The organism is Streptomyces sp. URMC 123, from assembly GCF_051386515.1.
Taxonomy (GTDB): Bacteria; Actinomycetota; Actinomycetes; order Streptomycetales; family Streptomycetaceae; genus Streptomyces.
The window spans coordinates 1-25,776 of sequence record NZ_JBPQTV010000057.1 but is presented as its reverse complement, the minus strand read 5'-3'; the positions used below and the strand labels follow the sequence as shown (position 1 = coordinate 25,776).

General features: G+C 73.2%; 19 protein-coding genes and 1 pseudogene. 8 read left to right on the top strand and 12 right to left on the bottom strand.

The window, feature by feature from the left end; all coding sequences use genetic code 11:
• Positions 1 to 433: hypothetical protein (locus tag ACSNOD_RS10215; RefSeq protein WP_436766498.1), on the top strand; the 433-nt coding region annotated here is incomplete at its 5' end.
• A gap of 32 nt (positions 434 to 465) precedes the next feature.
• Here ACSNOD_RS10215 and ACSNOD_RS10210 read toward each other — a convergent pair.
• Positions 466 to 1,755 carry an SWF or SNF family helicase gene (locus ACSNOD_RS10210; protein WP_436766497.1) on the bottom strand — a complete coding sequence of 430 codons (1,290 nt, stop codon included), beginning with the start codon at positions 1,753 to 1,755 and terminating at the stop codon, positions 466 to 468.
• The gene (locus ACSNOD_RS10205; protein ID WP_436766496.1) at positions 1,752 to 4,721 is read right to left on the bottom strand and encodes a DEAD/DEAH box helicase; all 2,970 of its coding nucleotides are present in this window, start codon (positions 4,719 to 4,721) and stop codon (positions 1,752 to 1,754) included. The genes ACSNOD_RS10210 and ACSNOD_RS10205 overlap by 4 nt, the downstream gene beginning before the upstream one ends.
• A gap of 170 nt (positions 4,722 to 4,891) precedes the next feature.
• Between ACSNOD_RS10205 and ACSNOD_RS10200 the strand changes: the two genes are divergently transcribed.
• The 4 genes from ACSNOD_RS10200 to ACSNOD_RS10185 all read left to right on the top strand — a co-directional run bounded on the left by ACSNOD_RS10200 (position 4,892) and on the right by ACSNOD_RS10185 (position 7,840).
• Complete coding sequence (locus tag ACSNOD_RS10200) at positions 4,892 to 5,074, top strand: hypothetical protein (RefSeq protein WP_436766495.1); 183 nt, start codon at positions 4,892 to 4,894, stop codon at positions 5,072 to 5,074.
• A gap of 98 nt (positions 5,075 to 5,172) precedes the next feature.
• Complete coding sequence (locus tag ACSNOD_RS10195) at positions 5,173 to 6,036, top strand: oxygenase MpaB family protein (RefSeq protein WP_436766494.1); 864 nt, start codon at positions 5,173 to 5,175, stop codon at positions 6,034 to 6,036.
• A 209-nt stretch (positions 6,037 to 6,245) separates the two neighbouring features.
• Entirely contained in the window at positions 6,246 to 6,656 is a 411-nt protein-coding gene (locus ACSNOD_RS10190) for a roadblock/LC7 domain-containing protein (protein WP_436766493.1), read from the top strand.
• A gap of 146 nt (positions 6,657 to 6,802) precedes the next feature.
• A complete protein-coding gene (locus ACSNOD_RS10185) occupies positions 6,803 to 7,840 on the top strand; it encodes a DUF6397 family protein (protein ID WP_436766492.1) in 1,038 nt (345 codons plus the stop codon).
• On the opposite strand, the gene ACSNOD_RS10180 is transcribed toward ACSNOD_RS10185, so the two are convergent.
• A complete protein-coding gene (locus tag ACSNOD_RS10180) occupies positions 7,822 to 8,706 on the bottom strand; it encodes an acyl-CoA thioesterase (RefSeq protein WP_436766491.1) in 885 nt (294 codons plus the stop codon). The two genes, ACSNOD_RS10185 and ACSNOD_RS10180, sit on opposite strands and share 19 nt — an antisense overlap.
• 99 nt (positions 8,707 to 8,805) lie before the next feature.
• Positions 8,806 to 11,319, bottom strand: coding sequence for a DEAD/DEAH box helicase (locus tag ACSNOD_RS10175; protein WP_436766490.1), 2,514 nt, complete (start codon positions 11,317 to 11,319; stop codon positions 8,806 to 8,808).
• Between the two features lie 123 nt (positions 11,320 to 11,442).
• On the opposite strand from ACSNOD_RS10175, the gene ACSNOD_RS10170 reads away from it, so the two are divergent.
• Positions 11,443 to 12,234, top strand: a complete 792-nt coding sequence (locus ACSNOD_RS10170) for a metal-dependent hydrolase (RefSeq protein WP_436766489.1) — start codon at positions 11,443 to 11,445, stop codon at positions 12,232 to 12,234.
• A 28-nt stretch (positions 12,235 to 12,262) separates the two neighbouring features.
• Here the strand turns inward: ACSNOD_RS10170 and ACSNOD_RS10165 are convergent, their stop codons facing one another.
• Both ACSNOD_RS10165 and ACSNOD_RS10160 read right to left on the bottom strand, forming a co-directional pair.
• The gene (locus ACSNOD_RS10165) at positions 12,263 to 14,044 is read right to left on the bottom strand and encodes an ABC transporter ATP-binding protein (protein ID WP_436766500.1); all 1,782 of its coding nucleotides are present in this window, start codon (positions 14,042 to 14,044) and stop codon (positions 12,263 to 12,265) included.
• Positions 14,045 to 14,070: 26 nt separating this feature from the next.
• On the bottom strand, positions 14,071 to 16,041 hold the full coding sequence (locus ACSNOD_RS10160; protein ID WP_436766488.1) for an ABC transporter transmembrane domain-containing protein: 1,971 nt from the start codon (positions 16,039 to 16,041) through the stop codon (positions 14,071 to 14,073).
• Between the two features lie 169 nt (positions 16,042 to 16,210).
• Here ACSNOD_RS10160 and ACSNOD_RS10155 point away from each other — a divergent pair, with 169 nt between their 5' ends.
• A complete protein-coding gene (locus ACSNOD_RS10155) occupies positions 16,211 to 17,956 on the top strand; it encodes a peptide-N4-asparagine amidase (RefSeq protein ID WP_436766487.1) in 1,746 nt (581 codons plus the stop codon).
• A 30-nt stretch (positions 17,957 to 17,986) separates the two neighbouring features.
• On the opposite strand, the gene ACSNOD_RS10150 is transcribed toward ACSNOD_RS10155, so the two are convergent.
• A complete protein-coding gene (locus tag ACSNOD_RS10150; RefSeq protein WP_436766486.1) occupies positions 17,987 to 19,510 on the bottom strand; it encodes a Gfo/Idh/MocA family protein in 1,524 nt (507 codons plus the stop codon).
• A gap of 107 nt (positions 19,511 to 19,617) precedes the next feature.
• Positions 19,618 to 20,082 (bottom strand): MarR family winged helix-turn-helix transcriptional regulator, encoded by a 465-nt coding sequence (locus ACSNOD_RS10145; RefSeq protein WP_436766485.1) that lies wholly within the window; start codon positions 20,080 to 20,082, stop codon positions 19,618 to 19,620.
• Between the two features lie 110 nt (positions 20,083 to 20,192).
• Here ACSNOD_RS10145 and ACSNOD_RS10140 point away from each other — a divergent pair, with 110 nt between their 5' ends.
• Positions 20,193 to 22,091 (top strand): ABC transporter ATP-binding protein, encoded by a 1,899-nt coding sequence (locus ACSNOD_RS10140; protein WP_436766484.1) that lies wholly within the window; start codon positions 20,193 to 20,195, stop codon positions 22,089 to 22,091.
• An 18-nt stretch (positions 22,092 to 22,109) separates the two neighbouring features.
• Here ACSNOD_RS10140 and ACSNOD_RS10135 read toward each other — a convergent pair whose 3' ends face one another.
• The 4 genes and pseudogenes from ACSNOD_RS10135 to ACSNOD_RS10120 form a co-directional block, all read right to left on the bottom strand.
• On the bottom strand, positions 22,110 to 22,775 hold the full coding sequence (locus ACSNOD_RS10135; RefSeq protein ID WP_436766483.1) for a LutC/YkgG family protein: 666 nt from the start codon (positions 22,773 to 22,775) through the stop codon (positions 22,110 to 22,112).
• Positions 22,772 to 24,265, bottom strand: a complete 1,494-nt coding sequence (locus ACSNOD_RS10130; RefSeq protein ID WP_436766499.1) for a lactate utilization protein B — start codon at positions 24,263 to 24,265, stop codon at positions 22,772 to 22,774. Before ACSNOD_RS10130 ends, ACSNOD_RS10135 begins: the two co-directional genes overlap by 4 nt.
• Before the next feature lie 20 nt (positions 24,266 to 24,285).
• Entirely contained in the window at positions 24,286 to 25,059 is a 774-nt protein-coding gene (locus ACSNOD_RS10125; RefSeq protein WP_436766482.1) for a (Fe-S)-binding protein, read from the bottom strand.
• 94 nt (positions 25,060 to 25,153) lie between these two features.
• Positions 25,154 to 25,776: pseudogene (locus ACSNOD_RS10120) on the bottom strand (MFS transporter); the annotation flags it as partial.

Below are 25,776 nucleotides of genomic sequence, written 5' to 3'. Positions count from 1 at the left end.
GCCTCCTCCGCCGCCCTCCGAGTGGCCTCCCGGCCCGCCGCCACCGCCGCCCGGTGGGAACGGGAAGCGGGTGCTGTTGGTCGTCGCCGCGGTCGTGATCGTGGTGGCGGTCGTGGTCGGCGTCATCCTGTTCGCGGCGCGGGACGGAGCCGAGCCGGGGGAGAACGGCACGTCCCCCTCGCCGTCCTCGCCCCGCCCGAGCCCGTCTCCGCGGCTGCCGACGGAGCTTCCCACCGAACTGCCGACGGACCTTCCGACAGAACTGCCGACCGAGCTGCCCTCGGGCTTCCCGACAGAACTGCCTTCCGACTTCCCCACGGAGCTGCCCTCGGAGCTCGCCACCCTGCTGCCGTCAGGTCTGCCGTTCACGCTCCCGAGCGGCGCCGCGGCGGAAGGGGTCGTCGCCCAGGAGGCCGCGCGGCCCGCTCACTGAACAGCGGCGCGCCCGCGGCCCCGAGGTCACCGTCAGTCCGCGTCCGCGCCCTCGAGCAGTCCCGCGAGAGCCGCGGCCGGATCGCGGTCCGGCGGTCCGGCGGGACACCACCGCCCGCGCTCCTTGCGATAGGGCCACCAGCGGCCGTCCCGCCCGTACCGCACCTGGACACCGGCACCGACGGCCGTCCACCGGTTGTGCGTCAGACGCAGCCGGGGCACGCGCTCCTCGTCCCAGGTCGCGGTGATCCGCTCCCGGGCGTGCGCCAGAACCTCGGGCTCCGGCGACCACTCCTCCTCCAGTACGGCCAACGCGGCCGCGCCGCCCTGCCGCCACGCCCGTACGGCGGCCGTCAGATCGGCGCGCCCCCGGTCGCACCCCGCGGCCAGCCGGTCGGACACCCGCTGGTCCGGCCCCATCGCCGCGAGCCGTACGGCGTCCTCCCACACCGTCGGCTCGGGGCCCGGCGCCGTGGCCGCGTGCGAGGGGGACAGCGCCTCGCCGAGCAGCCGCCAGGCCTGCGCGGCCGCGCTCGCGACGAGGAACTCCAGCGCGGCCGCGTCGACTCCGGGGGCGGGCTCCGTGCCGCCCTGGAGGGTCGGAGGGCGCCCCGGGCCCTCCAGGGCTGCCGGCGGCTCCGGAAGCGGCGGGAGGGCCGTCAGGGCGGCGTACGCCTCGTGCGCGGGGACGCCCACGGGCCCGTGTTCGGGCTCCGGAGCCTCCGGCCGGGACGACCGCGCGGCGCGGGCGACGCTGCGCGTCTGGAGCTCCGCCAGCAGCTCGCGCTCGCCCCGCCCCCGCGTCAACAGGAGGACGAACGGGTCCTGATCGAGCAGGCGCCCCATCTGGTAGCAGAGCGCCGCGGTGTGACGGCAGTGGTCCCACGCGTCGCAGTCGCACTCCGGTTCAAGATCGCCGATGCCCGGCAGGAGGTCGACGCCGACCGCGGCCGCGTCCTCCACGAGATGGGGCGGCATGTCCCGGTCGAGCAGCGCGGCTATGTGCCCGGCCCGGTCGGCGACCGCGTTCAGCAGCCGGTCCCACTCGTCGTCACCGAACTCGCGCACCAGGACGTCCGAGCGGTACGGCGTGCCGTCGCTGCCCCGGACGAGGGCCGTGATCCGGCCCGGCCGCACGGAGACGGCGCCCACGGCGCCGGCGCGGGCGTCCTTGCGGCCCTTGCGCAACTGGTCGTTGTCGAGGGCCGTGTCCTCCAGGGCCTTCAGCCACGCCTGGCCCCACCAGGTCCCGGCGAAGCCCCTGCCCTGCGCGGGCGGCAGGGGCTCGAAGATCCGTTCGCTCCCGTTGTGTCGTTCCGTCATCGCTCGCTCCCCCGGAGTTCGACCAGCTCCGCCAGCTCGGCGTCGGTCAGTTCTGTCAACGCCGCCTCGCCACCGCCCAGGACCGCGTCGGCCAGTTCCCTCTTGCGGTCCAGCATCAGGGCGATCCGGTCCTCGATGGTGCCCTCGGCGATGAGCCGGTGCACCAGTACGGGGCGGTCCTGGCCGATGCGGTACGCGCGGTCCGTCGCCTGGGCCTCGACGGCCGGGTTCCACCAGCGGTCGTAGTGCACGACGTGTTCGGCCCGGGTCAGGTTCAGGCCGGTGCCCGCCGCCTTGAGCGACAGCAGGAAGACCGGCACCTCGCCGTCCTGGAAGCGGCGCACCATCTCCTCGCGCCGCGCCACGGGCGTCCCGCCGTGCAGCAGCATCGTGGCGACCCCTCGCGCCGACAGATGCTGTTCGAGGATGCGCGCCATCGCGACGTACTGCGTGAAGACCAGGACGCTCGCACCCTCGCTGAGAATGGTGTCCAGCAACTCGTCGAGGAGTTCCAGCTTGCCCGAGCGTCCCGGCACCTTGGGCCGCTCCTCGTGCAGATACTGGGCCGGGTGGTTGCAGATCTGCTTGAGGGAGGTCAGCAGCTTGACGACCAAGCCCCGGCGGGTGAAGCCGTCGGAGCCGGCGATCTCGGCGAGCGCCTCCCGCACCACGGCCTCGTACAGTCCTGCCTGCTCCTTGGTGAGCGCCACCGCACGGTCGGTCTCGGTCTTGGGCGGCAGTTCCGGAGCGATCCCCGGGTCGGACTTGCGCCGGCGCAGCAGGAACGGACGCACGAGGCGGGACAGCCGCTCCGCCGCGGCCGGATCGCCGCCACCCTCCACGGTTTGCGCGTAGCGGCGCCGGAAGGCGTTGAGGCTGCCGAGCAGCCCCGGGGTCGTCCAGTCGAGAATGGCCCACAGTTCGGACAGATTGTTCTCGATCGGTGTGCCGGACAGGGCGACGCGGGCCTTCGCCCTGAGAGTGCGCAGCTGCTTGGCGGTCGCCGAGTACGGGTTCTTGACGTGCTGGGCCTCGTCGGCGACGACCAGGCCCCACGAGCCGTGCCGGCCGGCCTCCGCCAGGTGTCCCGCGTCGAGCCGCATGGTGCCGTAGGTGGTGAGCACGAACTCACCGTCGGCCAGGTCGTCCAGGCTGCGGGCGGTGCCGTGGTAGCGGCGCACCGGCGTGCCGGGGGCGAACTTCTCGATCTCGCGCTGCCAGTTGCCCATCAGCGAGGCGGGGCAGACCACGAGCGTGGGCCCGGCCGCCTCCGGGAAGGCGCGGCGGTGCAGATGGAGCGCGATGACCGTGACGGTCTTGCCGAGCCCCATGTCGTCGGCGAGACAGCCGCCGAGGCCGAGCGACGTCATCCGGTGCAGCCAGGTCAGGCCCCGGAGCTGGTAGTCGCGCAGCGTCGCCGCCAGCGCCGCCGGCTGGGCCACCGGAGCCAGGGCCGGGCCGTCGGCCGCGCCGCCGGTCTCGGGGGCGGTGAGGGCGTCGCGCAGTGTGGCCAGCCAGCCGGTGGCCTCCACCTCGACCCGCTCGCCGTCGGCCTCCGCCACGCCGGTGATCGCCGCACCGAGGGCCTCGACCGTACTGATCTCGCGATCCCGGCGCGCCCGGGCCGCGCGGGCGCGCTCCGGGTCGATGAGCACCCACCCGTCCCGCAGGCGTACGAGCGGCCTGCCCGCCTCGGCGAGCCGGTCCAGCTCGGCACGGGTCAGCTCCTGGTCGCCCAGGGCGAACCGCCAGTGGAAGGCGAGCAGGGTGTCGGCGGAGAGGAACGGCGGCAGGTCGGACGTCATCCGCTGCGACAGGCCCTCGTCGGCCTCCCGGGCTCCCACGACCGCCCGCGCCGTCAGCTCGCGGGCCAGCTCCTTCGGCCAGTGCACCCGTACGCCGGCGGCGTCCAGCGCCCTCCCGGCCTCGCCCAGCAGTTCTGTGATCTCCTCGTCCGCGAGGTCGATGGCGTCCGGTACGGCGGCCGACAGCAGGGGAGCGAGGGGCGGCCAGGCGCGGGCGGCGCGGCGCAGCGCGAGCAGGGCGTCCATCCGGGCTCGCGGACCGAAGAGGGCGCCCCCGCCGGACCCGGCCCACACCTCGGTGGCATCGGCCACCACGGTGGCGTCGGTGAGGCTCTCCACCTGGAGGACGGCGCGGAAGGCGACGCCCTTCGGGGCGTACGGGTCGTCCACGTCCGCGCCGTCCGGCGCCTCGGTGCCCGCCCGGGTGCTCGCCTCCACCAGGCCGGGCAGCTCGATCCTGAGCGCGACACGCACGCCCGCGTCGTGTCCCGCGGCGACGTCCGCCGCCCAGTCGCGCTGTTCGGGGATGTGCTGGGGCTCGGGGGCGGCGAAGGCGCGGCCGCCCGCCGCGAGCGCCGCCGCCGGGGTGCGGGGCAGCCCGTCGGCGACCGCGTCGAGGAAGGCCCGTACGAGCCCCTCGGGCTCGGGCAGCGCCACGGGGTCGGTGTCCGGCAGCGGGGCGGCGTGCGCGGTGGGCGGCATCGCGGCCGCCAGCGCGCCGACGCGCATCCGGTCCTCGGGGCCGAGGGGGCCGACTCGCCAGGCGTCGTGGTCCAGGGCGCTCAGTCCGGGCAGCAGCCGGCCGCGCGCGGCGAGCTGGAGGGCGAACACCGCGACCGACCCCCAGAAGACGGCGGCGGGGTCGGCGTGGTCCGCGACCCGGGCGCGCGTGAGGACCGGCAGGGCCTCCCGTACGGGCAGCACGACGGCCCGTACGGAGGTGGTGGTGATCGTGGGCGTACCCTCGGGGGCGAGGGCGTCCGGCACGGCCATGGTGAGCTCCTCGGGGGAGCCCGTGGAGGTGACGGGGCGGTCGGAGGGCCGGTCGGGCCGCCAGAAGGCGATCCGGCCCGTGCGCGCGGGGTCGGCGGGCAGGAAGACCGCCGCGCAGCGGGACAGTTCGGAGACGTCGGAGAGCGTGGCCACAGGGAGCGGTGTCACAGTACTGACACATTCCTCAAATTTGACTACCGGAGACGGAGTCGCCGAGGGTACAGCACCGCCGGGCCGAACGGGAGTGGGATTCGGCGGGACTCGCGCCGGGAACTGTCCGGACCGTGCCGGCGTTCCCCATGATGAGAGCGGCCGGCCCGCGAAAGGAGAGCCCGAGCATGTCGAACAAGACGAAGATCGCCGTGGCCGGAGTCGCGGTGAGCGTGGCGCTGCTGTGGCTGCTGCCGTTCTGGCTCGCGGCCTTGATCATCGTAGGGGTTCCGGTCGGCGCGTATCTGCTGCTGGACCCGTCGCAGCGGCGCAGGCTGCGCCGGACGAGCCGGAAGGAGCTGGGCCGCTGACCGGCCGGCCGTGCCCGTCCCCGGCGAGGCCCGCGCCCGGCGAGGGTGCATGATGATCGCGAAGGGCATTGTCGGTGACAAGGGGAGGGGCGCCCGGGATGAAGCGTTTCGACTGGCTCAGGGAGATCCAGCGGCTCGACCCGGAGCGGGATTTCCTCCGCATCTTCCGCATCACGACCACGATCGAATTTCCCTGGGACGTCACCCGCGCCTTGGAGCTGGCGCTCTTCAGGACCTATGCGGTGCCGAGCATCGGCCGGCTGCTCGCGCGGACAGGGGAATTCACCGAGCGCACGCAGAAGCGATACGACGACACCGCGCTCCTGCTCGACACGGTGGTGGAGCACGGATTCGACAGCGAGACGGGCCGGACGGCGATTCGGCGCATCAACCAGATGCATCACCGCTATGACATCCCGCAGGACGACATGCGCTATGTCCTGAGCACCTTTGTGGTGGTGCCCAAGCGCTGGCTCGACCGCTATGGCTGGCGCCGGCTGTCCGACCACGAGGCGCGGGCGATGGCGCTCTACTACCACACGCTCGGCCGGCACATGGGAATCCAGGACATTCCCCGGGACTACGCCGGGTTCGAGCGCCTTCTGGACGCGTACGAGGCCGAGCATTTCGGCTGGGACGAGGGCGGTCGCCGCGTGGCGGACGCGACGCTGAACCTGATGGCGTCCTGGTATCCGGCCTGGCTGGCCCCCTTCACCAGAACGGCCGCGCTGGCCCTGCTCGACGGGCCCTTGCGGCGGGCGTTCCGCTTGGAGGCCCCGAAGCCGGCCGTCGCGGCGGCCGTCAACGGCGCGCTGCGGCTGCGGGCACGGGGTGTACGACTTCTGCCGCCGCGCCGCGGGCCCCACTACGTCCGGCAGAACCGCGAGATCAAGGGCTACCCCGACGGCTATCGCGTCGAGGCCCTCGGCACGTTTCCCCCCTCCTGCGCCGGCCGGCGGTAGGCCGGGCCGGGTGCGCAGGCGCCCCCTCGGAAATGACGGTCGCCATTCGTTCCGGGTCGCCTTCCGTGTCATCCCGCCGCCCCGGCGCGGGCGGACACCGAATGGCTTGTCGCGACGCCACGGTGGACAGGCCGGGTTGCCGTGCTGGCCGGGGTGGGGAAGGCTGGCACGGCAGTTGAGGGGAATTGCCGAAAACGGGGAGGCAGGACATGGCGCTCAGCAAGGGGCTGGACTGGCTGCTGGACGACCTCACTCAACGCGTCGCCTGCATACGGCACGCCCTGGTGCTGTCCAATGACGGACTGGTGACCGGGGCCAGCGAGGGGCTCACCCGCGAGGACGCCGAGCATCTCGCGGCGGTCTCGTCCGGGCTGCACAGCCTTGCCAAGGGTTCGGCACACCATTTCCGGGTGGGCCGGGTGCGCCAGACCATGGTCGAGTTCGACGAAGGCATCCTCTTCATCACGGCCGCCGGCGACGGCAGTTGTCTGTCCGTGCTCACGGCCGCGGAAGCGGATATCGGGCAGGTGGCCTACGAAATGACCCTTCTTGTCAATCGGGTCGGAGAACACCTCGGCGTCGAGGCCCGGCAGCGCCGCGAGGCGATGGGCGGGCTCTGAGAGCCCGTTCCCCCGCGTCCGTGTCGGATGACGGCGGCTTCGGAACGACCCCCTCCACCGAAGTTATCCACAGGCCAACCGGAATCTTGCCCTCCTGACCTACGGTCGTCACCGAGAGTGATGGAACCGAAGAGGGGGAGGCCGTCATGGCAGTCGGACACACCGCATCGGCGCAGGCGACGGGGGAGACGCTGGCGCTCAGGCGGGCCGCGGAGGAGCTCGGACTCACGCCGCGGGAACTGGACATCGCGGTGCAGTTGGAAGAGGTGCGCACCGTCGGGGCGGGCGTCGGCCGACGGCGGGTCACACGGGACGAGGTGGAGCGGCTGAAGGCCGCGGAAGGCTTCCCCGACGCCCTGCGGGAGCGGCTGCGCGTGGTCAGCACCACCCGCGGGGCCGAGTTGATGGGCATCAGCCCCTCCCGGTTCACCCGCCTCGCCCGCGTGGGCTGCTTCAGCCCGGTGAGGTTCTATGTGAACCGCTATCGGGCGGTCGTCTGGCTCTACTCCGCGGGCGAGCTGCTGCGCTTCGCCGAGCGCCAGCCGGCCCTGCTGACCGGGCCCACGCCGGTGCGGCTGCGGGCGATGCTGGACGCGGGGGAGGACTGGCGGGCCCGCAACTGGCGCAGCCGCCGCATCGGGCAGCTCGTCAGGCAACTGGACGACCCCTGGGAGCGGGCCGCGGTCTCCGCCGCCGTGCTCGGGCCCGATCAACTGGCTGAAGTCGTCGACGACCCCTATGAGCGCGCCTATCTGCGCAAGCTCCGGCCCGCGCTGGTGCCGGTGCGGGACGAGCTCACCACCACGCGGGAGGTGGTGGAGAAGATTGTCGTGGCCGACGACCCCGATGAGATCCTCTGGCACCGGATCAGCCTCGTCCTCACCCTTGACGAGGCGCGCGCCGATCGCCCCGCGCCCCGCCCGGGCACCGCCTCACGGAACGCCATGGGCCTGGGCGCCGTCTCGCCGGGCACCGCCCCGCCGGGTGCCGCTTCTCCCGCCCTCGCCCCGCCCGGTGCCGCTCCCCCGAGCACGGCTTCTCCCAGCACCGCCACGCTGAGCACGGCTTCTCCCAGCACCGCCACGCTGAGCACGGCTTCTCCCGGCGCCGTCCCGCCGGGAGTCCGGCGGCGCCGTCGGCTGCGGGGATGGCTGCGCCGCGGAGCTCAGCCCGTGGCCGGCTGATCCGCGCCGCGGGGGCGGAACAGTCCCTCCTGCATCACGGAGACCAGCAGCCTGCCCTCGCGGTCGAAGATCTGGCCGCGCGCCAGCCCCCGCCCGCCCGTGGCGACCGGTGACTCCTGCTCGTACAGAAACCACTCGTCGGCCCGGAGCGGCCGGTGGAACCACATGGCGTGGTCGAGGGAGGCGATGTCGAAGCCGCGCGAGCCCCACAGGGGCTCGATCGGCACCCGCACCGCGTCGAGCAGCATCATGTCGCTCGCGTAGGCGACCGCGCAGGTGTGGACGAGCGGATCGTCCCCCAGCGGGCCCACCGCGCGCATCCAGACGGCGCTGCGCGGCTCGACCCCCACGAGCTCCTCGTGGCTCCAGCGCAGCCGGTCCACGTACCGGATGTCGAAGGCCATGCGCCGGGCCATGCGCTCCCAGGCCTCGGGCAGCGTCCCCAGGCGCTCGCGGACCTCGTCCGCGAGGTTGGGCAGCTTCTCCGGCTCGGGCACCACGGGCATGGGCAGCTGCTGTTCGAAGCCCGGCTCCGGCTGGTGGAAGGAGGCCGTCAAGTTGAAGATCGTTCGGCCCTGCTGCACCGCGACCACCCGGCGCGTGGTGAAGGAGCGCCCGTCCCGCACCCGCTCCACCTGGTAGACGATCGGCACCCCGGGCCGTCCCGGACGGAGGAAATAGGCATGAAGCGAATGCACGGGGCGCAGCCCGTCCGTGGTCCGGCCGGCCGCCACCAGCGCCTGGCCGGCCACCTGCCCGCCGAACACGCGCTGCAACGACTCGTCCGGGCTCCGGCCGCGGAAGATGTTCAGCTCGATCTGCTCCAGGTCCAGCAGATCGATGAGGTGGTCGGCGGGGTTGGTCATCGCTCCTGCTCCCTGCTGCCGTCGATCGACTCGGCAGTGAGTGTGACAGAGCCGACCCCGATCACCACGGTGTCGGAGCCGGCCCCGGCGACGGGCGTGTCAGAGCTGACCCACATCGGTGACGCGGACCACCGCGCGGCCCTCCTCGTCCGACGCCGCGAGGTCCACCTCCGCGCTGATGCCCCAGTCGTGATCGCCACGGGGGTCGGCGAAGGTCTGCCGCACCGTCCACAGGCCGTGCTCGGGCTGCTCCTCGATCCGCAGCAGCTTGGGCCCGCGCGCGTCCGGCCCGGTGCCCAGCTCGTCGTACTCGTCCCAGTACCCGTCCATGGCCCGGCCCCAGGCGTCCGCGTCCCAGCCGGACTCGGCGTCCAGCTCGCCCAGCTCCTCGACCTTGTCCAGGGCCGCGAGCTCCACCCGGCGGAACATCGCGTTGCGGACCAGCACCCGGAAGGCCCGGGCGTTGGCCGTGACCGGCTTGACCTGGTCGGCGCGCTCCTGCGCCTGCTCCGCGGTCTCCTCGGCGGGGTTGGCGAGCTGCTCCCACTCGTCGAGGAGGCTGGAGTCGACCTGGCGGACCATCTCCCCCAGCCAGGCGATCAGGTCCTGGAGGTCGTCGGACTTCAGATCGTCCGGCACGGTGTGCTCCAGCGCCTTGTAGGCGTTCGCCAGATAGCGCAGCACGATGCCCTCGGTCCGCGCCAGCTCGTAGAAGGAGACGAACTCGCTGAAGGACATCGCGCGCTCGTACATGTCGCGGATGACCGACTTGGGGGAGAGGGGGTGGTCACCCACCCAGGGGTGGCTCTTGCGGTAGAGGTTGTAGGCGTGGAAGAGCAGCTCCTCCAGCGGCTTGGGGTAGCTGATGTCCTGGAGCCGCTCCATCCGCTCCTCGTACTCGACGCCGTCGGCCTTCATCTGCTGGACGGCCTCGCCCCGCGCCTTGTTCTCCTGCGCGCCCAGGATCTGCCGGGGGTCGTCCAGGGTGGATTCCACGACCGAGACCATGTCGAGCGCGTACGACGGCGACTCGGGGTCCAGCAGCTCGAAGGCGGCGAGCGCGAAGGTCGACAGCGGCTGGTTGAGGGCGAAGTCGGACTGCAGATCCACGGTCAGCCGGACGATGCGGCCCTCGGCGTCGGGCTCCGGCAGCCGCTCCACGACGCCGCCGTCCAGCAGCGACCGGTAGATCGCGATGGCGCGCCGGATGTGCCGCAGCTGGGAGCGCCGGTCCTCGTGGTTGTCCTCCAGCAGCCGGCGCATGGCGTCGAACGCGTTGCCCGGCCGGGCGATCACGGACAGCAGCATGGCGTGGGTGACCCGGAAGCGGGAGGTCAGCGGCTCGGGGTCGGAGGCGATCAGCTTCTCGAAGGTGTTCTGGCTCCAGGCGACGAAGCCCTCGGGGGCCTTCTTGCGCACCACCTTGCGGCGCTTCTTCGGGTCGTCACCCGCCTTGGCCAGTGCCTTCTCGTTCTCGATCACATGCTCGGGCGCCTGGGCCACGACGTAGCCCGCTGTGTCGAAGCCGGCCCGGCCGGCCCGGCCGGCGATCTGGTGGAACTCCCGGGCCCGCAGGGTGCGCACCCGGCTGCCGTCGTACTTGGTCAGCGCGGTGAACAGAACGGTGCGAATCGGCACATTGACCCCGACGCCCAGGGTGTCCGTGCCGCAGATGACCTTCAGCAGACCCGCCTGGGCCAGCCGCTCCACCAGCCTCCGGTACTTCGGCAGCATGCCCGCGTGATGCACACCGATGCCATGGCGCACATAGCGCGAGAGATTGCGGCCGAACTTGGTGGTGAAGCGGAAACTGCCGATCAGCTCGGCGATCCTGTCCTTCTCCTCGCGCGTGCACATATTGATGCTCATCAGCGCCTGCGCCCGCTCCACCGCCGCGGCCTGCGTGAAGTGCACGATGTACACCGGCGCCTGCTTGGTGGCCAGCAGCTCGGTCAGGGTCTCGGTGAGGGGGGTGGTGACGTACTCGTACGACAGCGGCACCGGGCGGGTCGCCGAGCGCACCACGGCCGTCGGCCGGCCCGTGCGGCGCTCCAGGTCCTTCTCGAACCGGGAGACGTCACCGAGCGTCGCCGACATCAGCACGAACTGTGCCTGCGGCAGTTCCAGAAGCGGGATCTGCCAGGCCCAGCCCCGGTCCGGCTCGGCGTAGAAGTGGAACTCGTCCATCACGACCTGGCCGATGTCGGCGTTCCTGCCGTCGCGCAGCGCGATGGAGGCCAGCACCTCGGCGGTGCAGCAGATGATCGGCGCGTCGGAGTTGACCGACGCGTCGCCGGTGAGCATGCCCACGTTCTCGGTGCCGAAGAGCTTGCACAGGTCGAAGAACTTCTCCGACACCAGCGCCTTGATCGGCGCCGTGTAGAAGGTCACCTCGTCGCGGGCGAGCGCGGCGAAGTGCGCACCCGCGGCGACCAGGCTCTTTCCGGAGCCGGTGGGGGTGGACAGGATGACGTTCGCCCCCGAGACCACCTCGATCAGCGCCTCCTCCTGGGCGGGGTAGAGGGCGATGCCCCGCTCTTCGGCCCACGTCGAGAACGCTTCGAAGAGGGCATCGGGATCGGCGTCGTTCGGCAGATGATCGATAAGGGTCACGCCTCCATACTGCCTGGCTTCGGGCCGGATCAGGGAACCGGCCGGAACTTCGAAGATCACCGGGCGCTACGCTGTGTGGCCGACGGGGCGTCAGTGCCAAGGGCTAAGGGGTGGGGAACGACCATGATGGGACCGGCACACTCGCTGTCCGGGGCCGCGGCCTGGCTGGGGGTGGGCGCGGCGACAGCGGCGGCCGGGCACCCGATGCCCTGGCCGGTTCTCCTGGCCGGCGCGCTGATCTGCGCCGGCGCGGCCCTCGCACCGGACCTGGACCACAAGTCGGCGACGATATCGCGCGCCTTCGGACCGGTCTCCCGAGGGCTGTGCGAGGTGATCGACAAGCTGTCGTACGCCGTCTACAAGGCCACCAGGAAGCAGGGTGACCCCCGCCGCTCGGGCGGCCACCGCACCCTGACCCACACCTGGATATGGGCCGTGCTGGTGGGAGCGGGCACCTCGGTGCTCGCCGTCACCGGAGGGCGGTGGGCCGTCCTCGGCATCCTCTTCGTCCATGTGGTGCTCGCCGTCGAGGGGCTGCTCTGGCGGGCGGCCCGGGTCTCCAGCGACGTCCTGGTCTGGCTGCTCGGGGCGACCGGCGCCTGGCTGCTGGCGGACGTGCTGCACGCGCCCGGCAACGGCTCGGACTGGCTGTTCACCGACCCCGGGCTGGAGTACGCGTGGCTCGGCCTGCCCATCGTGCTGGGCGCGCTGGTGCATGACATCGGTGACGCCCTGACCGTGTCCGGCTGCCCGATCCTCTGGCCGATACCCATAGGCCGGAAGCGGTGGTATCCGGTGGGGCCGCCCCAGTTCATGCGCTTCCGGGCCGGCAGCTGGGTCGAGCTGAAGGTGCTGATGCCCGTCTTCATGCTGCTGGGCGGGGCCGGGGGGCTCACGGCACTCGGCCTCATCTGAGCCAACCCCGGCGCGCGTCACCCCCGGGTCAGCCGTGCCAGGACCGCCACAGGGCCGCGTACGCGCCGTCCGCCGCCACCAGCTCGTCATGGCTGCCCAGCTCGCTGATCCTGCCCCGCTCCACCACCGCGATCACATCGGCGTCATGAGCCGTGTGCAGCCGGTGGGCGATGGCCACGACGGTCCGGCCCTCCAGCACCCGCCCGAGCGAGCGCTCCAGGTGGCGGGCCGCCCTCGGGTCGAGCAGCGAGGTCGCCTCGTCCAGCACGAGCGTGTGCGGATCGGCGAGCACCAGCCGGGCCAGCGCCACCTGCTGGGCCTGAGCGGGGGAGAGCGCCAGGGCCCCCGACCCGACCTCGGTGTCGAGCTCCTCGGCGAGGGCACGGGCCCAGCCGTCGGCGTCCACCGCGCCGAGCGCCGCCCACAGCTCGGCGTCCGACGCGTCGGCGCGAGCGAGCAGCAGATTGTCCCGCAGCGAGCCCACGAACACATGGTGTTCCTGGTTGACCAGCGCGACGTGCTCGCGCACCCGCTCGGCGGGCATCCGGGCCAGCTCGGCGCCGCCGAGCGTCACCTCGCCGGTCCGGGGCGCGTAGACGCCGGCGAGCAGCCGGCCCAGCGTGGACTTGCCCGCCCCCGAGGGGCCGACCAGCGCCAGCCGGGTGCCGGGCCGGACCCGCAGGGACACCTCGTGCAGCACATCGCTGCCCGCGCGATAGCCGAACCGCACCCGGTCGGCCCGCATCTCCCGCCCCTCCGGGGCGATCCGCGCGTCGGCCGACTGCTCGTCGATCTCCCGCACGCCCACCAGCCGGGCCAGGGACACCTGCGCCACCTGGAGCTCGTCGTACCAGCGCAGGATCAGACCCACCGGCTCCACGAGCATCTGCGCGAGCAGCGCGCCCGTCGTCAGCTCGCTCACCGACATCCAGCCGCGCAGCACGAACACGCCGCCGATCATCAGTACTGAGCCCAGGATCAGCACATGGGAAACGTTGATCACGGGGAAGAGCACCGAGCGGAGCCAGAGCGTGTAGCGTTCCCACGCCGTCCACTCGGCCACGCGCCGGTCGGTCAGCTCGACCCGGCGCCGACCGAGCCGGTGCGCCTCGATGGTGCGCCCCGCGTCCACCGTCTCGGTGAGCGCCGCCGCCACCGCCGCGTAGCCCGCCGCCTCCGAGCGGTAGGCCGCGGGCGCCCGCCGGAAGTACCAGCGACAGCCGATCACCAGCACCGGCAGCGCGACCAGTACGGCGAGCGCCAGCGGCGGTGCGGTGAACGTGAGGGCGCCCAGCAGCAGAGCGGCCCATACGACGCCGATCGCCAACTGCGGCACCGCCTCGCGCATGGCCTCGGAGAGCCGGTCCACATCGGTGGTGATCCGGGACAGCAGATCGCCCGTGCCGGCCCGCTCCAACACGCTCGGCGGGAGCTTCACCGAGCGCACGAGGAAGTCCTCGCGCAGGTCGGCGAGCATGCGCTCGCCCAGCACCGCGCCGCGCAGCCGCACGGACCGGACGAAGAGGGTCTGCACCGCGAGCGCGCCGGCGAACAGCGCGATCGTGCGCTCCAGATGGAGCTCCCGTGCCCCGTCCGCCACGTTCTGGACCAGCTCGCCCAGCAGGTACGGGCCGACCATCGACGCCACCACGGCGACGGTGTTGACGGTGACCAGCAGGGCGAACGCGCCGCGGTGGCGCCGCAGCAGCTCGCCCACATAGGCGCGGACCGTTCCCGGAGCGGCCACCGGCAAGGTGGTGGCCGACTCCGGCGCGGCGGGGTCGTGGGCCGGTGGCGCCACGCCGATCATTCCTCGGGCCTCCGCCATGGGGGAGCTCACTCCTCGATCCGTGTCAGTTCGTGGTCGTCCGCCGCAGCCCCGGTCCGGGGGCGCGCGCCCGGACCGGCCTCGGGGCCCGGTGCGGTCCTCTGGTGCGGCTCCGGCGCACCGGCGCCCGGCCCCTCGGCGCCCTGCGCCCCGGCGTCCGCCGCCCCCGCACCCGCCTCCGCGTCCGGCTCGCGGCTCACCACGGCGCGGTAGTCGGGGCGGGTGCGCAGCAGGACGCGGTGGTCACCGGTGGCGGCGACCTGCCCGTCACGGACGAACACCACCCGCTCCGCCCGGTCCAGCAGCAGGGGGCTGGCGGAGAGGACCACCGTCGTGCGGCCGGCCCGCAGTCGCCGCAGCCCGTCGGCGATCCTGGCTTCGGTGTGCGCGTCCACGGCCGAGGTGGGCTCGTCCAGGACCAGCACCTCGGGGTCGGTGATCAGCGAGCGCGCCAGGGCCAGGCGCTGGCGCTGTCCCCCGGACAGGGACCGGCCGCGTTCGGTGATCCGGGTCCGCATCGGGTCGCCCGAGTCGTCGGCGGACGCCTGGGCCAGCGCCTCCAGCACGTCGTCGCACTGCGCCGCGGCCAGCGCCTCCTCGGGCGTCACCGCACCCGAGCGGGGCACGTCGAGCAGCTCCGCGAGCGTCCCGGAGAGCAGTACGGGGTCCTTGTCCTGGACCAGGACGGCCATGCGGGCCGTCTCCAGGGACAGCTCGTCCAGGGCCGCGCCGCCCAGCAGTACGGAGGGCTCGGCGGCCCCGGCCCCGGCCCCGACCCCGGCTTCGGGCCTGGCCCCGGCCCCGTTCTCCGATCGCGGCGGGTGTCCGCCCAGCCGCTCGGCGAGCCGCCCGGCCACGTCCGGGTCGCCGCACACCACGACGGTGAACTCCCCGGCGCGGGCGAGCAGTCCGGCGCTCGGGTCGTACAGATCGCCCGAGGGGAAGCCGCCGGGGGCGGGCTCCGCGCGATGCTCGTCGGCCTCCGTACGGCGCAGCGCCAGCACCCTGGCCGCCCGCTTCGCCGACGGCCGCGAGAAGGAGTACGCCATGGCGATCTCCTCGAAGTGCCGCAGCGGGAAGAGGAGGAAGGTCACCGAGCCGTACACGGTGACCAGTTCGCCCACCGAGATCCGCCCCTCCAGGGCGAGCCGGGCGCCGTACCAGACCACCGCGATCAGCAGCAGCCCGGGCAGCACCACCTGCACCGCGCTGATCAGGGCCCACATCCGGGCGCTGCGCACGGCGGCCACCCGCACCTCCTGGGAGGCGCGGCGATAGCGGGCGAGGAACAGCTCCTCGCCGCCGATGCCCCGGAGCACGCGCAGCCCGGCCACGGTGTCCGAGGCGAGCTCGGTGGCGCGCCCCGCCTTCTCGCGCTGCACGTCGGCCCGTTGGGTCGCGGGCGGCAGCAGCGGCAGGACGGCCAGCGCCAGGAGCGGCACCCCGAGGGCCACCACGAGCCCCAGGGTCGGCTGGTAGACCACCAGGGCCGCGCAGACGGCGACGGAGGCGAGCGCGGCGGCGGTGAAGCGGGAGAGCGCCTCCACGAACCACCCGATCTTCTCGACGTCACCCGTGGAGACGGCGGTGATCTCGCCCGCCGCCACCCGGCGGGTGAGGGTGGCACCCATCTCGGTGGTCTTGCGGACCAGAAGCTGCTGCACCCGGGCCGACGCGGTGATCCAGTTGGTGACGGACACCCGGTGGAGCATGGTGTCGCCCAGCGCGATCACGGCACACATGAGCGCGATCAGGCCGCCGGCCAGGGCCAGGCGCGCGCCGGAGCCGTCGACCACCGCCTGGACCGCCACGCCGACGGTGGCGGGCAGCAGCGCGACCCCGGCCATGTGCAGCGTGCCCCAGGCCACCGCCTTGACCTGGCCGCCCAGTTGCTGTCGGCAGAGCCAGAGCAGAAAGCGGGGGCCGGATGCCGCGTCGGGGACGCCGGGATCGGCATACGGGAGGTCGCGAATCTGCATGGGAGCCCAGACGTCGATGACGGAGATGACAGATGACGGGGGAACGACGAGCAAGGTTCCCGGTACGGGGCCGCCGCGTTCAACCGAATTTCCGCTCGTGACCGGTTCCCCCTGTCGGGGCGCGAGGCGCTCTGGCGCGCGCCTCCGGCTCGCGCTTCACTCCGGCAGCATGAGACGACAGATCATGTCCATGTTCGTCGCCGGAGTGGTGGTGGCGGGCTCGGCGCTCGGTGCCGCCGCGCCGGCGGCGGCCGGCCCCGGCGCGAGAACTCCCGCCCCGGCTTCGGCATCTAACGCCCCGGCGACGCCTCCGGCAGCAACCGCCCCGGCGACGCCCTCGTCCCCCGCCGCACCGGCCGTGCCTTCCTCCGACGAGCCGCCCGCCGAGTTCGGCCGCGACTGGCACGATCCGCTCACCGCCGCCCCACCCGTCAAGGCGCCTCCCACGCCCTCGTGCTCCGTGCGGGTGGCCCACGCGGCCTTCCGCGACTTCACGCCGTACCGGGGCACGTACACCCCGCCCGAGGGCTGTGGCAGCCGCTGGAACACGGTGGTGATGCGGCTCGACGGCGCGGTCGCCGGCCGCCAGTACGACCGGCTCGGACACGTCAGCATCGGCGGGGTCGAGATGCTGCGGACCTCCACCCCCCAGCCGTCGCCCGAGGGCATCACCTGGTCCGTCGAGAAGGACGTCACCCGGTACGCCCCCGTCCTGCGCTCGCCCCGGCCGGTCGAGATGCTCATCGGCAACGTCGTGGACGAGACCCACACCGGTGTCATCGAGGTGACGGTGACCCTGACGTTCTACGCCTCGGACAAGGGCCATCCGCCCGCCGTCACCCCGGACCGGGTGCTCACCCTGGACGGCGCCCGGGACGAGGGCGGCGTCCACACCGGGGACCTCACCACCCCGCGCAACAGCGAACGGATCGTCGCCGAGGTGTACGCCACCGGGTCGGGCGGCGGCTGCGAGGAGTACTGGTACCTGGCCGTCCCCGACGGCGCGCCGTACTCCTGCACGGCGCCCGACGGCCCGTACCGCGAGGTGCAGATCCGGGTGGACGGCCGGCTCGCGGGCATCGCCGCGCCCTTCCCGACGGTCTGGACCGGCGGCTGGTCGAACCCCTTCCTCTGGTACGTGATACCGGGGCCGCGGGCCTTCGACATCAAGCCGATCGAGTACGACCTCACCCCCTTCGCGGGACTGCTGAACGACGGCAGGCCACACCGCGTCGAGGTCTCCGTACGGGGCGTGCCCCGGGGGCAGAGCGGGTGGAGCACCCCGGTCAACGTCCTCGTCTGGCAGGACGCCGGGCGCGAGCAGGTCACGGGCGCGCTCACGCGCCACCAGGAGAGCCGCCCGGAGAACTCCGCGCAGCACGTCCCCGGGGCCGAGCACCGACTCGACAGTACGGGCGGCCACCGCCTGGAGACGGCCGGCCATGTGAACACCTCGCACGGCCGCGTCGAGACCTCCGTGGAACGCGCCGTCGCCTCGTCCTCGGTCCACCGCTGGACCGAGGACGAGAGCCTGGACGCCCTGGACGCGCGGTGGACCGACCGGGAGACGGTCACCGTGGACGGCCCCGGCCCCGCCACGGTGACCCGGACGCACCGCACGTACACCATGGACGGCCGGACCACCCTGGGCGCCGGCGACCGGCTGCGCACCGTACTGCGGCTCGGCGACAGCGCCGACACGGCCGTGATGCGGGCGTCCGCGCCGGTCTCCTGGACACAGTTTGAGGACCGCTACGCGGGCGACGCCACCTACACCACCAAGGTCCCGCGCGAGGAGCGCCACGCGGTCGGCACCTCGGCCCAGCGCTATCGCCAGTACGGCTCGCGGGGCTGCTACGACCGCGAGCTCGGCACGGCCCAGGGGGCGTTGGTCACCGATCTGCGGCGCTGCTGAGGGCCCTGGCCGGCCCGCCCCGCGCGGCCCTCAGCCGAGCGGCGGCTTCGGCGAGTCCACCCCCGGGCGCGGCTTCTGCCACAGCCCCCGGGTGAAGTCCGGGATGGCCTGGGGCGCGCCCTTCGCCCTGATCGAGGCATGGCTCAGGGGTACGGGCGCGCTCCAGGTCGCCGCGTCGTACACGTCGAAGTCCGGCACCAGGCCGAGCCGCAGGCACTGCACCAGCCGGTAGAGCATGATGTAGTCCATTCCGCCGTGGCCGCCGGGCGGGTTGGCGTGCTCCTTCCAGAGCCAGTGGTCCCACTCGGCGTAGCGGGCGAAGTCGCCCCACTCGTCGTCGGACATGTCCGGCTCCAGATAGACGCGCGGCGGATAGTCCTCGAAGACGCCCTTGGTGCCGCCGAGGATGTTCAGCCTGCTGTACGGGTGCGGGTTGGACACGGCGTGCTCCAGCCGGATCACCCGCCCCTTGGCCGTCTGCACGAGGCTGATCGACATGTCGCTCTCGATGTACGACTCCTTCCAGGACGGGTGGCCGGGCGGCATATGGGCCTTGCGGTAGGCGGCCAGGCCGAGGGCGGGGGAGCCGAAGGTGGTGATCCGTACGGCGCGGTCGCCGCGGTTGACGTCGAGGTAGTTGGCGGTGGGCCCGAAGCCGTGGTTGGGGTAGAGGTCGCCTCTCAGCCGGGTGTGCCACAGGCGCCGCCACGGGCCCTCGTAGTACTGCGGGTCGAACATCAGCCCACGTAGGTCGTGGATGTACGCGCCGGCCGCGTGCAGCAGATCTCCGAACAGCCCGGCGTGGGCCATGCGCAGCACGCGCATCTCGTTCCTGCCGTAACAGCAGTTCTCCAGTTGGAGGCAGTGCCGGCGGGTGCGCTCGGAGAGGTCCACCAGGGCCCAGAGATGGCCGAGTTCCATCGCGAGGGGGCACTCGACCCCGACGTGCTTGCCGGCCAGCATCGCGGCCCGCGCCATGGGGTAGTGCCACTCCCACGGCGTGGCGACATAGACGAAGTCCACGTCGGCGCGCTCGCACATCTTCTCGTAGTCCTGCTCGCCCGTGGTGTAGAGGGCGGGCGCCGGCCGGCCGGCGGCGGTGACCTTCCGTGCGGCCTGTTCGGCCTTCTCCCGGACCGGGTCGCACAGCGCGGTCACCTGGACGCCCGGGATGGCGAGCAGCAGCTCGATCATCGCGAGGCCGCGGTTGCCGAGGCCGATCATGCCGAACCTGACGGTCTCCCGCCGCTCGAACGGCACGCCGATCATGGTCTTGCCCTGGCGCTCCGGCCAGTTGGGGGCATCGTCCGCGGGGAGGGGCGCCGCGGCGGCCGTGGCGCCGCCGACGCCGCCCAGCCCGACCCCCATGCCGAGTCCGGCACCGGCGACGCCCGCGCCCCGCAGCACGCTGCGGCGGCTGACCCCGGGCCCGGCCGGACGCGCCGGCTGTTCCTGCCGGCTCGGCCGGGCCTCTTGGGCCTTCTGGTCCTGTCGGCCCTCCTGGTCCTGCCGGCCCTGCTGCTCCTGCTGGTTCTGCGGTGCTGACTCCTGCATCGGTCCTCCAGGGGACGGTGATGGCGAGCGGCGCGTGCGGGAACCTCGCAGAGGACCTTGGGGGTTGGCGCGCGGGGAGCGCAAGAGGCGGGAGTGGACTCGTCCCTTCAGCCGTGGTGGCCGGGGTGGTGGAGGTCCCCGCGCCCCGGCCCGTCGACGAGATCGGCGAGCAGCCCCCGCAGCACCTCCCGCTGGTCGGCCGAGAGCGGGGCGAGGATGTCCTCGGCCGCCTCCCGGCGCGCCCGCCGCAGGGCGTTCAGCGTCGCCCTGCCCTCGTCGGTCAGCTCGATCCGGATGACCCGGCGGTTGGCGGGGTCGGGGACCCGCCGCACGGACCCGCGCGCCTCCAGCGCGTCGACCAGCGTGGTCACCGCGCGGGGCACCACCTCCAGGCGCTGGGCGAGGTCCGCCATGCGGGGCGGCTCGGGGAAGTACGTGACCGTGCGCAGCAGTCGGGACTGCGCCGGGGTCAGCCCGAGCGGTTCCAGATGCCGCTTCTGGGCGCGGTGCATCCGCCGGGTGAGCCGCAGCAATTGCTCGGCGAGCTGGCCGGAGGGGTCCGAGGAAGGCATGGCCAGAGGCTATCAGGACCACGGTCATTGTGAGTGTAGGTAACTGTGAGCTATGCTCTTCGTGTGGCGTGGTCCCAGCGCCATCGAGTCCCTGATGCCCGAGGAGGTCCATGCGCGACGACGGTTTCGAGTGGACACCGCCACCGAGGGACAAGGAGCAGCCCGCCCAGCTGCGCCGCATCCTTCGGCTCTTCCGCCCCTATCGCGGGCGCCTCGCCCTGGTCGGCCTGCTGGTCGCGGCATCGTCGCTGGTCACGGTCGCCTCGCCGTTCCTGCTCCGGGAAGTGCTGGACACGGCGATTCCCCAGGGGCGCACGGGCCTGCTGAGCCTGCTGACGCTCGGCATGATCGCCGCGGCCGTCGTCAGCGGCATCTTCAATGTGCTCCAGACGCTGATCTCGACCACCGTCGGGCAGCGCGTCATGCACGACCTGCGCACCGCCGTCTACGGTCGGCTCCAGCGGATGCCCCTGGCGTTCTTCACCCGAACGCGTACCGGCGAGGTGCAGTCCCGGATCGCCAATGACATCGGCGGCATGCAGGCCACGGTCACCTCCACCGCCACCTCGCTGGTCTCCAACCTCACCGCCGTGGTGGCGACCGTGCTGGCGATGCTCGTGCTCGACTGGCGGCTGACCGTCGTCTCGCTGGTGCTGCTGCCGGTGTTCGTCGCCGTGAGCCGCAGGGTCGGCAACAAGCGCAAGCGGATCACCAGCCAGCGCCAGGCACAGATGGCCGCCATGGCCGCCATGGTCACCGAGTCGCTCTCGGTGAGCGGCATCCTCCTCGGCCGCACCATGGGCCGGGCCGACTCGCTCACCTCGGACTTCACCCGGGAATCCGAGAAGCTCGTGGATCTGGAAGTGCGGTCCAGCATGGCGGGGCGCTGGCGGATGGCGGTCATCGGCATCGTGATGGCCGCCCTGCCCGCCGTGCTCTACTGGGCCGCCGGCATGGCGTTCCGGTTCGGCGGGCCGACCGTCTCGCTGGGCACCCTGGTCGCCTTCGTCTCCCTCCAGCAGGGGCTCTTCCGGCCCACCGTCAGTCTGCTGTCCACCGGCGTTCAGATGCAGACGTCGCTCGCGCTCTTCCACCGGATCTTCGAGTACCTCGACCTCCCGGTGGACATCACCGAACCGGAGAAGCCGGTCCGCCTCCCGGCGGTCCGGGGCGAAGTTCGCTTCGAAAACGTCCAGTTCAGCTACGACCGGGCGGAGGGCGCCGAGACGGTCCTCAGCGGCATCGACCTCACCGTGCCGGCGGGCGGCAGCCTGGCCGTCGTCGGCCCGACCGGCTCCGGCAAGAGCACCCTCGGCTATCTGGTGCCCAGGCTCTACGACGTCACCGGCGGCCGGGTCACCCTCGACGGGGTGGACGTCCGGGACCTCGACTTCGCCACGCTCGCCCGCGCGGTGGGAGTCGTCTCCCAGGAGACCTATCTGTTCCACGCCTCGGTCGCCGACAACCTCCGCTTCGCGAAGCCCGACGCCACGGACGAGGAACTCGTGGCCGCCGCCAGGGCCGCGCAGATCCACGACCACATCGCCGGGCTGCCGGAGGGCTACGACACGGTGGTCGGCGAGCGCGGCTACCGCTTCTCCGGAGGAGAGAAACAACGCCTGGCCATCGCCCGTACGGTGCTGCGCGATCCACCGGTGCTCATCCTGGACGAGGCGACCAGCGCCCTGGACACGCGCACCGAACAGGCCGTGCAGCAGGCCATGGACGCCCTGTCGGCGGGCCGTACGACGATCACGATCGCCCATCGCCTCTCCACGGTGCGGGACGCTGACGAGATCGTGGTGCTCGAGGGCGGGCGCATCGTGGAGCGCGGCACCCATGCGCGGCTGCTGGCCTTGGACGGGCGCTATGCGGAGCTGCTGCGGCGGGCCGACGCGGAGGCCGGTGACGGCGCGGGCGGCGTCGAAGCGGGCACCGCGGCCGAGGACGGTGCGGCGGCGTCCACGCCCCGGCCGCATCCGAACGCGACGGTGTCCATACCCCGGTGACGCGATGAGGGCCCGCGGTCAGTCGGTCACCAGCACCACGTCCAGGGACCTCGGTCCATGCACCCCCTCCACCCGGTCCAACTCGATGTCGCTGGTGGCGGAGGGCCCGGAGATCCAGGTCAGCGGGCGGCGCGGGTTCAGGCGTTCGAGGGCCTGCGGCACCGAGTCCACGACCTGCCCGGGCACCCGCACCACACAGATGTGGTGGTCGGGGACGAGGGTGAGCCGGCGGCGGCCCTGGTCGGCGGAGCCGTCCAGCACCACGGTGCCCGTCTCCGCGATCGCCACGGCGCACCCGGTGATCACGCTGTCGACGCGGTCCAGGTCCTGCGCCGTGGTCTCGGCCCGGTCCGGTACCCGCGCCACCCCCTTGACCTCCGAGAGCCACTCCTCGGCCAGCCCCGGCGGGACCGCGACGCTTCCGGACCCCCGGTCGGCCAGCAGCCGGGCGATATGGCTGGGCAGCTCGGGGAGGGTGCAGCGGTGCACCACGGCACGGTAGTCCGCCAGGTTCTCGGCGAGGAGGGCCGCGGAGCGCGCCGGGCCGCGCTCACCGTGGACGCGCAGATAGTCACGCTCCACCGTCTCGTCGGCCGGGTGCCGGGCGCGGGGGGAGCCGGCGAGAGCCCGTCGAATCCGGCCCAGCACCACCTCCCTGCCGCCCTGGCCGCCCGTGCCGGTCACGGCGTGTCTCCCTGGAATCCCTGGGTTTCCCGGGCTCCCTCGGCCCGGCCGGCGCCGCGGGTGCGCTGCCACCAGTCCCGGAACGACTCGGCCGGCAGCTCCGGCAGGTCGCGGGTGTCGGTCCAGGCCCGTCCGGGCCCGGGCAGCCGCCTCGGGCGCACCCCGCGCACGCGCCCCGCCAGCCGCTGGCCGGCCAGCAGCGCGTTCGGCCGCTCCAAAGCCCAGCGGGCCGCCCGCAGCGCCGCCCGCTCGGCCGCGTGCCCCTTCGCCGGGCGCAGCACCACCCGCTCGCCCCGTACGGTCGCCGGGCCGCCCTCGACCACCCGCTCGCGCAGCCGCACCAGCACCTCGGGAATGTCGATGGCCACCGGGCAGACCTCGTAGCAGGCCCCGCAGAGCGTGGACGCGTACGGCAGGGAGGCGTCCAGCGCGCTCGCCGTGCCCCGCAGCTGCGGGGTGAGGATGGCGCCGATGGGACCGGGATAGGCCGAACCGTACGCGTGCCCGCCCGCCCGCTCGTAGACCGGACAGACGTTCAGGCACGCCGAGCAGCGGATGCAGCGCAGCGCCTGCCGGCCGATCGGATCGGCGAGCGTGTCGGTGCGGCCGTTGTCGAGCAGCACCAGATGGAAGGCGCGCGGCCCGTCGCCGCCGGCGGTGCCGGTCCACATGGACGTGTAGGGGTTCATCCGTTCCGCGGTGGAGGAGCGCGGCAGCAATTGGAGGAAGACCTCCAGATCGCGCCAGGTGGGGACGGTCTTCTCGATGCCGACGACCGAGATCAGCGTCTCCGGCAGGGTCAGGCACATGCGGCCGTTGCCCTCCGACTCGACGACCACCAGGGTGCCGGTCTCCGCCACCATGAAGTTCGCGCCCGAGACGGCCACCTTGGCGCGAAGGAACTTCTCCCGCAGATGGAGCCGGGCCGCCTCGGCGAGGTCGGCGGGCCGATCGGTCAGCCCTTCGGGAGCGGGCCGGCCCCAGTGGGCCATCCGACGCCGGAAGATCTCCCGGATCTCCGAGCGGTTGCGGTGGATCGCGGGCACCAGGATGTGGGACGGCCGGTCCCCGCCGAGCTGCACGATCAGCTCGGCGAGGTCCGTCTCGTAGGCGCGGACGCCGGCCCTCGCCAGGGCCTCGTTGAGCCCGATCTCCTGGGTGGCCATGGACTTCACCTTGACCACCTCGCGCTCCCCGGTGGCGAGGACCAGATCGGTGACGATCCGGTTGGCCTCCTCGGCGTCCGCGGCCCAGTGGACGGTGCCGCCGGCGGCGGTCACCTCCCGCTCCAGCCGGAGCAGATAGTGGTCGAGATGGCGCAGGGTGTGGTCCTTGATGGCCGCGCCGGCGGCCCGCAGCCGGTCCCAGTCCCGCAGTTCGGCCACCGCCTGGGCGCGCTTGGCGCGGATCGTGCGCGTCGCGTGGCGCAGGTTCCCCCGCAGCCGCGCGTCCCGCGTGGAGGATTCGGCGGCCACCGGGAAGGCGGGCATGCCCAGCGGCACGGGAGAGTTCACCCGGCCCCTCCTTCCGTTCGCGCCGGCACCGGCCCGTCGGTGCCGGCCAGGATCTCCGCCAGATGCATCACCCGTACTCCGCTCCGCTGTCGTGACAGGGCGCCCCCGATGTGCATCAGACAGGAGTTGTCCGCGGCGCACAGCACCTCCGCGCCGGTCGACGCGGCATGGCGCACCTTGTCGGCGCACATGGCGGCCGAGACCGCGGGGTTCTTCAGCGCGAAGGTGCCGCCGAAGCCGCAGCACTCCTCGGCGGCCGGCAGCTCCCGCAACCGCAGGCCGCCCACCGCGCGCAGCAGCCGCAACGGCCGGTCCCCGACGCCCAGGGTGCGCAGGGAGTGACAGCTCGGGTGATAGGTCACGGTGTGCGGGAAGTAGGCGCCCACGTCCTCGACGCCCAGCACATCGATGAGGAACTCCGACAGTTCGTACACCAGCGGCGTGATCGCCGCGACCGGCCCGACCAGCGCGCCCCGGCCCTCCTGCGCGGCACGGCGGGCGATCCGCGGGTGGACGTCGCGCACCATCGCCGCGCACGACCCGGACGGCACGACCACCGCGTCGTACGGCCGGAAGGTCTCGGCGAAGCGGCGCACCAGGGGCTCGGCCTGGTGCCGGTAGCCGGTGTTGTGGTGCATCTGGCCGCAGCAGGTCTGGGACATCGGGAAGTCGATCTCGACCCCGAGCCGCTCCAGCAGCGCGACCGTGGCCCGGCCGGTGGCCGGGAACAGCGTGTCGTTCACACAGGTGACGAACAGCGCTACACGCACGGAACCTCCTTTGCCGCAACGGATCGTAACGCCGGAGGCTCCGCGCGTGGTCGCTTCCCCGCCGGTGCGCGGCGGGTTGGGGCGCCGGCCGGTGCTACGTCGCCGGGGCGGGCCGGCCGGCGGGCGCGGGGGCGGCGGTCAGCCGGTTCGTGCGGTGCAGGCGCAGGACGGCCCACGCGCAGCCGGCGCCCAGCGCCGTCAGGGCCACCCAGGGCAGGGCCGGGGCGCCGGCCGAGCGGGCGGCGTCCAGGGCGACGCCGGTGAGCAGGTTCCCCACGGTGATGCCGAGGCCGCAAATGGTGTTGTACAGGCCGTAGTGCGTGGCCACGTAGCGATTCCCGGACAGGGTGACGATGGTGTCCATCTCGAACGGGTAGGCCAGCATGGTGCCGAGGGCCAGCAGCAGGGCGGACAGCAGGGCGGGGACCGTGGCCAGCGCCCAGCGGCCCCCACCGGACGCCGGCGCCGGCACGGCGGTGGCGGCCAGCAGGGGCAGAAAGGCGGCCCCCAGGACGGCGAGCCCCGCCACCAGGGAGCGGCCGCCGCCCAGCCGCTCCTGGCACCAGGCGGTCAGCCGCGTCTGGCCCAGGACGGTGGCCAGCCCCGAGACCGCGAAGAGCAGCCCCACCCCCACGGCGGCTCCCTGCCCGTCCCCGGCGACGCGGCGGACCTCCAGGGGGAGGGCGAGATAGACCTGGAAGGAGAGCGCGTACGCCC

Bases quoted from the DNA above. Each gene is read 5' to 3' on its own strand.
- ACSNOD_RS10210 (WP_436766497.1), bottom strand. From the start codon at position 1,755: ATGACGGAACGACACAACGGGAGCGAACGGATCTTCGAGCCCCTGCCG.
- ACSNOD_RS10200 (WP_436766495.1), top strand. From the start codon at position 4,892: ATGTCGAACAAGACGAAGATCGCCGTGGCCGGAGTCGCGGTGAGCGTG.
- ACSNOD_RS10195 (WP_436766494.1), top strand. From the start codon at position 5,173: ATGAAGCGTTTCGACTGGCTCAGGGAGATCCAGCGGCTCGACCCGGAG.
- ACSNOD_RS10190 (WP_436766493.1), top strand. From the start codon at position 6,246: ATGGCGCTCAGCAAGGGGCTGGACTGGCTGCTGGACGACCTCACTCAA.
- ACSNOD_RS10185 (WP_436766492.1), top strand. From the start codon at position 6,803: ATGGCAGTCGGACACACCGCATCGGCGCAGGCGACGGGGGAGACGCTG.
- ACSNOD_RS10180 (WP_436766491.1), bottom strand. From the start codon at position 8,706: ATGACCAACCCCGCCGACCACCTCATCGATCTGCTGGACCTGGAGCAG.
- ACSNOD_RS10170 (WP_436766489.1), top strand. From the start codon at position 11,443: ATGATGGGACCGGCACACTCGCTGTCCGGGGCCGCGGCCTGGCTGGGG.
- ACSNOD_RS10165 (WP_436766500.1), bottom strand. From the start codon at position 14,044: ATGATCGGCGTGGCGCCACCGGCCCACGACCCCGCCGCGCCGGAGTCG.
- ACSNOD_RS10160 (WP_436766488.1), bottom strand. From the start codon at position 16,041: ATGCAGATTCGCGACCTCCCGTATGCCGATCCCGGCGTCCCCGACGCG.
- ACSNOD_RS10155 (WP_436766487.1), top strand. From the start codon at position 16,211: ATGAGACGACAGATCATGTCCATGTTCGTCGCCGGAGTGGTGGTGGCG.
- ACSNOD_RS10150 (WP_436766486.1), bottom strand. From the start codon at position 19,510: ATGCAGGAGTCAGCACCGCAGAACCAGCAGGAGCAGCAGGGCCGGCAG.
- ACSNOD_RS10145 (WP_436766485.1), bottom strand. From the start codon at position 20,082: ATGCCTTCCTCGGACCCCTCCGGCCAGCTCGCCGAGCAATTGCTGCGG.
- ACSNOD_RS10140 (WP_436766484.1), top strand. From the start codon at position 20,193: ATGCGCGACGACGGTTTCGAGTGGACACCGCCACCGAGGGACAAGGAG.
- ACSNOD_RS10130 (WP_436766499.1), bottom strand. From the start codon at position 24,265: ATGCCCGCCTTCCCGGTGGCCGCCGAATCCTCCACGCGGGACGCGCGG.